The organism is Paracoccus niistensis (assembly GCF_042432925.1).
Classification (GTDB): domain Bacteria; phylum Pseudomonadota; class Alphaproteobacteria; order Rhodobacterales; family Rhodobacteraceae; genus Paracoccus; species Paracoccus niistensis.
The window spans coordinates 26,712-34,131 of record NZ_JBHLWE010000016.1; the positions used below are offsets into that span (position 1 = coordinate 26,712).

The 7,420-nt window shown below is 69.0% G+C and carries 10 protein-coding genes and 2 tRNA genes; 10 read left to right on the forward strand and 2 right to left on the reverse strand.

All coding sequences use genetic code 11. The features are described from left to right. The first annotated feature begins 45 nt into the window (after nucleotides 1-45). From dut to ACFFII_RS04185, 3 genes are all read left to right on the forward strand, one after another. Nucleotides 46-516, forward strand: coding sequence for a dUTP diphosphatase (gene dut / locus ACFFII_RS04175; RefSeq protein ID WP_377697644.1), 471 nt, complete (start codon nucleotides 46-48; stop codon nucleotides 514-516). A gap of 1 nt (nucleotide 517) precedes the next feature. Then, nucleotides 518-1,669, forward strand: a complete 1,152-nt coding sequence (locus ACFFII_RS04180; protein WP_377697645.1) for a HesA/MoeB/ThiF family protein — start codon at nucleotides 518-520, stop codon at nucleotides 1,667-1,669. A gap of 193 nt (nucleotides 1,670-1,862) precedes the next feature. Further along, nucleotides 1,863-2,300, forward strand: a complete 438-nt coding sequence (locus ACFFII_RS04185; RefSeq protein ID WP_245688793.1) for a hypothetical protein — start codon at nucleotides 1,863-1,865, stop codon at nucleotides 2,298-2,300. Nucleotides 2,301-2,376: 76 nt separating this feature from the next. Here ACFFII_RS04185 and ACFFII_RS04190 read toward each other — a convergent pair whose 3' ends face one another. After that, a complete protein-coding gene (locus tag ACFFII_RS04190; RefSeq protein ID WP_377697646.1) occupies nucleotides 2,377-3,057 on the reverse strand; it encodes an SH3 domain-containing protein in 681 nt (226 codons plus the stop codon). A gap of 129 nt (nucleotides 3,058-3,186) precedes the next feature. On the opposite strand from ACFFII_RS04190, the gene ACFFII_RS04195 reads away from it, so the two are divergent. After that, a complete protein-coding gene (locus ACFFII_RS04195) occupies nucleotides 3,187-4,188 on the forward strand; it encodes a 2-hydroxyacid dehydrogenase (RefSeq protein ID WP_377697647.1) in 1,002 nt (333 codons plus the stop codon). A gap of 92 nt (nucleotides 4,189-4,280) precedes the next feature. Here the strand turns inward: ACFFII_RS04195 and ACFFII_RS04200 are convergent. After that, nucleotides 4,281-4,355 (reverse strand) — tRNA-Gly (locus ACFFII_RS04200). 229 nt (nucleotides 4,356-4,584) lie between these two features. On the opposite strand from ACFFII_RS04200, the gene infA reads away from it, so the two are divergent. The 6 genes from infA to ACFFII_RS04230 all read left to right on the forward strand — a co-directional run. Further along, nucleotides 4,585-4,803 (forward strand): translation initiation factor IF-1, encoded by a 219-nt coding sequence (infA, locus tag ACFFII_RS04205; protein ID WP_036636451.1) that lies wholly within the window; start codon nucleotides 4,585-4,587, stop codon nucleotides 4,801-4,803. After that, on the forward strand, nucleotides 4,763-5,392 hold the full coding sequence (locus ACFFII_RS04210; protein ID WP_377697648.1) for a Maf family protein: 630 nt from the start codon (nucleotides 4,763-4,765) through the stop codon (nucleotides 5,390-5,392). Before infA ends, ACFFII_RS04210 begins: the two co-directional genes overlap by 41 nt. A 4-nt stretch (nucleotides 5,393-5,396) precedes the next feature. After that, a complete protein-coding gene (locus ACFFII_RS04215; RefSeq protein ID WP_377697649.1) occupies nucleotides 5,397-6,458 on the forward strand; it encodes a ribonuclease E/G in 1,062 nt (353 codons plus the stop codon). Then, on the forward strand, nucleotides 6,455-6,613 hold the full coding sequence (locus tag ACFFII_RS04220; RefSeq protein WP_377697650.1) for a DNA gyrase inhibitor YacG: 159 nt from the start codon (nucleotides 6,455-6,457) through the stop codon (nucleotides 6,611-6,613). Before ACFFII_RS04215 ends, ACFFII_RS04220 begins: the two co-directional genes overlap by 4 nt. Nucleotides 6,614-6,681: 68 nt before the next feature. Continuing rightward, a tRNA-Phe gene (locus ACFFII_RS04225) sits at nucleotides 6,682-6,757 on the forward strand. Nucleotides 6,758-7,073: 316 nt separating this feature from the next. Then, nucleotides 7,074-7,420: ImuA family protein (locus ACFFII_RS04230; RefSeq protein WP_377697651.1), on the forward strand; the 347-nt coding region annotated here is incomplete at its 3' end.

Below are 7,420 nucleotides of genomic sequence, written 5' to 3' on the forward strand. Positions count from 1 at the left end.
GGGCGATGGCTTAGGTGAGGGGCTGACCCAAGCTCGAGTGTGCCGATGCAAGCCTGCCCGCCCGTGGAACTGAAGGTGCTGGACGCCCGCCTGCGGGACTGGGGTCTGCCCGACTGGCAGACGCCCATGGCGGCGGCGCTGGACCTGCGCGCCTGTCTGGACGCGCCCTTGGCGCTGCATCCGCAGGCCCCGGCCGAGCTGGTGCGGTCCGGAATCGCGCTGCACATGGCCGACCCGCACCTTGCGGCGGTGATCCTGCCACGGTCGGGGCTCGGGCACCGCACAGGGCTGGTGATGGGCAATGCCGCAGGCCTGATCGACGCCGACTACACTGACGAGATTCTCATCAGCGCCTGGAACCGCAACCCGCCGGGCAGCGCGCCCATCCTCATCCAGCCCGGAGAGCGGATCGCGCAGATGCTGTTCGTCCCCGTGATCCGCCCGGCGCTGGTCGAGGTGGCCGAGTTCTCGCGCACAAGCGGGCGAATGGGCGGTTTCGGCTCGACGGGGGTCTGAGATGCTGTGGACGCTGCTGCTGGTCGTTGCGGGGATCGCCGTCGCCCGCCGCTTCGGGTCCGGGGTGCTGGCTGCCATCCTGGCCGCGATCTGGCTGGCCGGAGTGGCGGGCCTCTGGCAGCGCCACCAGGGCGGGCAGGGACTGATGCCTTCGGACCTGTGGGTTCCGGCCGCGGGCCTTGCGGCGCTGGGCGCGGGTTATGCCGCGCTGATCGGGCGTCTGCGGCGGCGCGCCCGCGAACAGCAGCCTGCGGGCGCGGGTCTGACCGTGGCTCGGCCCCGAGGCAGGGCGGAGCCGCCTGCACCGCCCACGGTCGGCCCGGTCGAGGCGGCATCCGTTCGCGAGGCGATGCCCGCAGATCCGGCCCAGCCGCTCGGCGACGCCGAACTGGACCGCTATGCCCGCCACATTGTCCTGCGGGAACTGGGCGGGGCGGGGCAGCGGCGGCTGCGGGCCTCGCGCGTGCTGGTCGTGGGTGCGGGCGGCCTGGGCGCACCGGTGCTGATGTATCTGGCGGCTGCGGGCGTGGGGCGGATCACGGTGGCGGACGATGACACGGTCGGGCTGTCGAACCTGCAGCGGCAGGTGATCTTTTCCACCGCCGACATCGGCCGCCCCAAGGTCGAGGCCGCCGCCGAGGCGCTGGGCCGGCTGAACCCCCATGTCGGCGTGACCGCGCTGGTCCGCCGCATCGGGGCAGGGGACGCCGAACTGGTCGCTGGCCATGATCTCGTGATCGACGGCACCGACAGCTTCGCCGCGCGCCAGGCGGTCAACGCGGCCTGCGTTGCGGCTGGTGTGCCGCTGCTTGCGGGCTCGATCGCGCAATGGGAAGGGCAGGTCGCGCTTTACGATCCCGCGCGCGGCGCGCCCTGCCTTGCCTGCGTCTTCCCCGAGCCGCCTGCGCAGGGCCTTGCCATGTCCTGCGCCGAGGCGGGTGTCGTCGGCGCCCTGCCGGGAGTCGTCGGCGGGCTGATGGCGCTTGAGGCGATCAAGGAACTGGCCCGCATTCCCGAAAGCGGCGCGGGAGCGGGACTGCGGGGGCGCATGCTGATCCTTGACGGGTTGTGGGGCGACACGCGCAGTGTCAGCATCCCGCGCCGCGCCGGCTGCCCGGTCTGCGGGGGCGAACATTCCATCTACTCCGCGTGAATGGATGTGAGCGGCTGTGCATTCGGCATGGCAGGCAGGCCGCCGCCGATGTGTCGCCAAAGCCGCAATGCGTCGGCGACTCGCCGCCGCTGCAATTTCTCTTTGGAAAACAGGGAACGAAATCCCACGCTTGCGACGTTGAAGGGTGACGCGGCCCGGGGCCGATCGTTGTTCAAGTGGGAGTAACCGAAAAATGACCTATCTGAAGCCCGTTCTGGCCGTCGCCGCGGCCTTGTCGCTGTCGGCCTGCATGCCTGGCGCGACCGTCACCACCGTCAGCACCCCCGGCTCCGAGCCGGTCACGGTCGTGGATGGTCCCGAGATCGCGCCCGCCGCTCCGGAAGCGACCGCCGGCACCCCCGGCGCGGACACGCTGGACGGCACCTGGAACCTCGTCGCCTCGCAGTGCGGCGATCCCGCCAGCGAAGGCCGCCTGACCATCCAGGGCAACAAGTTCACCTTCCCAACCGCGGAATGCACCGTGGGCTCGTCCGAGGTGCAGACGAACTACACCTCGGTGTCGCTGGGCTGCTCGGGCGCGGCGAACCGCCAGCTGAACATCTCGATCCGCCCCGGCGTGATGCGGCTGACCGAAGGCGCGACCACGCTGACCTATTATCGCTGCATGTGACCGGGCCCGCCCGGCACGGCATCTGACGGCACGCGCAGGCACCCCGGGCATGGGTCCGGGGTGAGGGACGGAAGGGTTACTCTCGGGTTTCCTCGGGATCGACGCCCCACAGCGAGGTCTTGGGGACCCACCCCTTTTCGCCCCCGCCTGACACGCGGCACCAGTCGATGCTGCATTCGTGCAACCGGACGATCGCGCCCGCCTCGGCCCGCGCCAGCACCGAGCCGTTTGCGTCAGGACGGCTGCGCAGTTCGGCCATGTCGGTCGTGACGATGGCCGTCCGTACGCCAGACAGCAGCGAGTAATGCACCCAGCCGCCCGCGCCGTCCTGGTCTTCGACCCGACGCCAGTGGCCGAATTCGGCCACGACCCGCAGGGGCATCCCCGGATGGCGGAAGACCCAGTCGATGCGGTGAGACAGCGACGGCCCGCGCCGGGCGTTCCCCTCGCCGCCCTTCAGGCTGACATAGCGGGGCAGGGGCAGGTTGGTGACGGGCCCGCGGTTCGGGTCGCGCGGCTTGTCCTGGTGGCGGCTGATCAGGGAATCCGCGGATACGTCGCCGGGGTTGATCTGGATCGCGGGCGCCTCGGCCGAGGCCGCGCCGTCCCCGCTCGCCCGGGGGCTCTGCGCCTGGGCCGGCAGCGTCAGCGCCAGCCCGGCGGCCAGCAGTCCCGTGCCCGCTGCGGCCATTGCGGGGCGGCGCAGCCGTGCCACGCACGCCTCCGCCACCGATCGGGTCACGGATCGCAATGTCATGTCGTCGTCCTTGCCTGCCGCGGCGCGCGGCGCCTGTCTGCCTGTCGGGCGCGTGGCCCCGGGGCCTTGTGCCTGCCCCGCCTGACGGTAAGTTTGCCAAACGCAACGTGGTATTGGAAGAGAGGTCACATGGCTGGCACCGCACCCCCGCGTGATCGGCTGAAGGTCACCGTGACCCGCCGCCTGCCCCAACCCGTCGAATCGCGCCTGGCCGAACTGTTCGACGTGTCGCTGCGCGAGGTCGATGTCCGCATGAGCCGCGACGAGCTGGTCCAGGCCCTGAAGGACAGCGACGTGCTGGTCCCCACCGTCACCGACCAGATCGACGCGCGGCTTCTGGGACAGGCGGGCGAGCGGCTGAAGCTGATCGCCAACTATGGCGCGGGGGTCGATCACATCGACGTGGAAAGCGCCCGCCAGCGCGGCATCCAGGTCACGAACACCCCCGGGGTCGTGACCGAGGACACCGCCGACATGGCGATCGCGCTGATGCTGGCCGTCACCCGCCGCATCCCGGAAGGTCTGGCCGAGATGCAGACCGGCCGCTGGGAAGGCTGGGCCCCCACCGCGCATCTTGGCGGGCGGATCGGCGGCAAGCGGCTGGGCATCCTCGGGATGGGCCGGATCGGGCAGGCCGTGGCGCGGCGGGCCAATGTCTTCGGGATGCAGGTCCATTACCACAACCGCCGCCGCCTTCGCCCCGAGGTCGAGGCCGAGCTGCGGGCGACCTACTGGGAAAGCCTCGACCAGATGCTGGCGCGGGTGGACATCCTGTCGATCAACGCGCCGCACACGCCATCCACCTTTCACCTTCTGAACGCGCGGCGGCTGAAGCTGATGAAGCCTTCGGCGGTGATCGTGAACACCTCGCGCGGCGAGGTCATCGACGAGAACGCCCTGACCCGGATGCTGCGCGCCGGAGAGCTTGCGGGCGCTGGCCTGGACGTCTTCGAGCATGGGCACGACATCAACCCCCGCCTGCGCGAGGCCCCGAATGTGGTGATGCTGCCGCACATGGGCTCGGCCACCACCGAGGGCCGGATCGAGATGGGCGAGAAGGTCATCATCAACATCAAGACCTTTGCCGACGGCCACCGCCCGCCGGATCTGGTGCTGCCCTCGATGCTGTAAGGCGTTGCCCCGCGCCGTCAGGTCGCGGGGCCTTTTCCTCGGACCATGGCGGAAAAGCAAAAGGCCGGTCTTGCGACCGGCCTTTTTGATGTTGGAGCGGGCGATGAGATTCGAACTCACGACCCTAACCTTGGCAAGGTTATGCTCTACCCCTGAGCTACGCCCGCGCTCCGTCCCGGTTGCTTCCGCCGCCGGTGGAGGGGGATTTAGCCAAGGCGGCGAAGGGCTGCAAGAGGAAAAATTCACCGATCCGCAGATGACGCGCCGTCGCGGGTGGGGCGCGGCGCGCGGACGCAGGCAAGCTTGCGTCCTTGCAGGGCTTTCCTCTTGAAAAAGGCGAGGCTTGACGGCATATGGCCAAGGTCCGCGACTGGCGGGCTCCAGACAGGAGAGATCATGGCCAAGGAAGAGATGCTCGAATTCCCCGGCGTGGTGAAGGAACTCCTGCCCAACGCGACGTTCCGGGTCGAGCTCGAAAACGGCCATGAGATCATCGCGCATATGGCAGGCAAGATGCGCAAGAACCGCATCCGCGTTCTCGCCGGCGACAAGGTCCAGGTGGAAATGAACACCTATGACCTCAGCAAGGGGCGGATCAATTACCGCTTCAAGTAAGGCGGACCGGCAACGATTCGTGCTGGCTTCGGCCAGTCCGCGCCGGATCGAGCTGCTGGCCCAGATCGGCATCGCCCCCCATGCCGTTGTTCCCGCCGATATCGACGAATCCCCCCGCAAGGGCGAATCACCCCGTGCCTATGTCGCGCGGATGGCGGCCGAGAAGGCCGCGGCCGTCGCCGCTGTCGAGCCCGGTGTGGTTCTGGCCGCCGACACGACCGTCGTCGCGGGCCGCCGCATCCTGGGCAAGCCTGTGGACGCGGCCGAGGCCGCCGGTTTCCTGCGCCTTCTGTCCGGCCGCCGCCACCGCGTCATGACCGCGGTCACCGTCATGGCCGGGGGGCGTGCCCGCCACAGGCTGGTCGACACCGTGGTGCGCCTGCGCCAGCTGTCGGATGCCGAGATCGCGGCTTATGTCGCTGGTGGCGACTGGCGCGGCAAGGCGGGCGGCTATGGCATCCAGGGACCCGCAGGCGCCTTCGTGGCCTGGATGCAGGGATCGTTCAGCGCCGTTGTGGGTTTGCCTCTGTCCGAAACATCCGTGCTGCTGTCGGCCTGCGGGATCACCCCGGCCACCGCGAAGGAGTAAGCACATGAAGGGTCGCCAGGTCGTCCTGGGCCACCAATGGGGCCGCGAGGCCGCTGCCCTGATGGTCGATGGGCGGGTCGAGGATCTGCTGCTGGACCTCAGCGCCCTGACCACGCTGCCGCCGGGCGCCATCTGCCGCGCTGTCGTGGATCGGCTGGTCAAGGGGCAGGGCGGTGTCTTCGTCCGCCTGCCGGATGGTGAGCGAGGGTTCCTGCGCGACGCCAAGGGCCTGTCCGAAGGGCAGAGCCTGATCGTGCAGGTCACGGGCGCACCCGATGACGGCAAGGCGATTCCCGTCAGCCAGCGGGTGCTGTTCCGCGGCCAGAATGCCATCGTCACGCCCGGCGCGCCCGGCGTGAACGTGTCTCGCCGCATCAGGGACGAGGAGCATCGTGGGCGATTGACGGCCTTGGGAACGGCTGCGCTGGAGGGTGCGCCCGAAAGCTTCGGCCTTGTCATGCGCAGCGCGGCGGCCGGCGCCGACAACGAGACAATCGACGAGGAACTCGAAGGGCTGGTGGCGCTTGCCATTGCCGTGATGTCGGACGCGCAGGGCCGTCCCGAGCTGCTGGTCGATGCCGAGCAGCCCTGGCGTGCCGCCTGGATCGACTGGGCCGACCCGCCCCCCGATGACGTGGACGACAGCGAGGGCGCCTTTGACGTTCATGGTGTCAGCGCCGCGATCGATGCGCTGCTCGACCCCGAACTCGACCTGCCCGGCGGTGGCTTTGCGGTGATCGAATCGACCCGCGCGCTGGTCGCCGTGGACGTGAACACCGGCCGGGACACCTCGCCCGCAGCCGCGCTCAAGGCCAATATCGCGCTGGCCCGCGACCTCCCGCGGCAGTTGCGCCTGCGCGGCCTTGGCGGACAGGTGGTGATCGACTTCGCGCCGATGCCCAAGCGCGACCGCGGCACGCTGGAACAGGTGCTGCGCGCCGCCTTCAAGGCGGACGGCACCGAAACCACGCTGGTCGGCTGGACCGCGATGGGACTTTTCGAGTTGAACCGCAAGCGCGACCGCGTCCCTCTGGTCGCCGTTGCCCTTGCGGGAGAAGAGGAATGACCTGTCCCATCTGCGGCAAGTCCACGGTTCCCGCCTATCGCCCTTTCTGTTCCAAGCGCTGCGCGGACGTGGACCTCGCCCGCTGGCTGCGCGGCGATTATGCGATTCCGGGAGAGCCCGCAGGCGACACCCCGCCCCGCGACGACGAGAGTTGATTTTCGCTCTGGACAGCCGCGCCGGGCTTGTCTAGGAACGCCCCACCCGAGGGCAGCCGCCCCCGAGTGCCCGGATAGCTCAGTTGGTAGAGCAGCGGATTGAAAATCCGCGTGTCGGCGGTTCAAATCCGTCTCCGGGCACCATCATAAATCTTTGATTTATTTGTTTAAAATAGCTGGCACTGGTGCCGGCATCATTGCTGTTCGTCTCGGCTCTACTTCGGGGGGCACATATGGGGCACAAGATCCTGCGAACTGCTGAGGAGGTTCCGAGCTTGACCTCGGACCTGACTCGGAGACGTGCTCCAGCATCTGTGGTGGCGGACGAGGGACAGTGAGGCAATACACTTCCGCATCCCCGCATCACGTTCCCTGTAAGTCGGGTTGACACGGTCTTGATCTCTGGAACAAAACGAGAACATTACTGTTGTCCTTTTGTCCTGCCGGAGCCTTCCTCCCGATGTCTGCTTCGCCCGCTGCCCTTTCCCACTTGCGTGCGCAGATCGCCCGGATCGAGGGCGACAGTAGGCGGGCATCGGGCGTTCTCCCCTTCGGCCTTCCCGAACTCGACCAACGCCTGCCGGGAGGCGGCCTGGCACTGGGCTGCCTGCACGAGGTGGCGGGGGGTGGCAACGGGGCTGTGGATGGCGCTGCGGCGGCCTGCTTCGCGGCCGGGATCGCGGCACGCCTGCCCGGCCAGGTGCTCTGGTGCGTGATCCGAGCCGACCTCTTCGCCCCCGGTTTGGCGCAGGCAGGCCTGCCGCCCGGCCGGGTGATCCATGTCGAGGCGGGGGACGAACGGGACGT

Excerpts from the sequence above, each read along its gene's own strand:
- ACFFII_RS04180 (WP_377697645.1), top strand. The coding sequence starts at position 518 with ATGCTGTGGACGCTGCTGCTGGTCGTTGCGGGGATCGCCGTCGCCCGC.
- ACFFII_RS04210 (WP_377697648.1), top strand. The coding sequence starts at position 4,763 with ATGACCTCAGCAAGGGGCGGATCAATTACCGCTTCAAGTAAGGCGGAC.
- ACFFII_RS04195 (WP_377697647.1), top strand. The coding sequence starts at position 3,187 with ATGGCTGGCACCGCACCCCCGCGTGATCGGCTGAAGGTCACCGTGACC.
- ACFFII_RS04190 (WP_377697646.1), bottom strand. The coding sequence starts at position 3,057 with ATGACATTGCGATCCGTGACCCGATCGGTGGCGGAGGCGTGCGTGGCA.
- ACFFII_RS04185 (WP_245688793.1), top strand. The coding sequence starts at position 1,863 with ATGACCTATCTGAAGCCCGTTCTGGCCGTCGCCGCGGCCTTGTCGCTG.
- infA (WP_036636451.1), top strand. The coding sequence starts at position 4,585 with ATGGCCAAGGAAGAGATGCTCGAATTCCCCGGCGTGGTGAAGGAACTC.
- dut (WP_377697644.1), top strand. The coding sequence starts at position 46 with ATGCAAGCCTGCCCGCCCGTGGAACTGAAGGTGCTGGACGCCCGCCTG.
- ACFFII_RS04220 (WP_377697650.1), top strand. The coding sequence starts at position 6,455 with ATGACCTGTCCCATCTGCGGCAAGTCCACGGTTCCCGCCTATCGCCCT.
- ACFFII_RS04215 (WP_377697649.1), top strand. The coding sequence starts at position 5,397 with ATGAAGGGTCGCCAGGTCGTCCTGGGCCACCAATGGGGCCGCGAGGCC.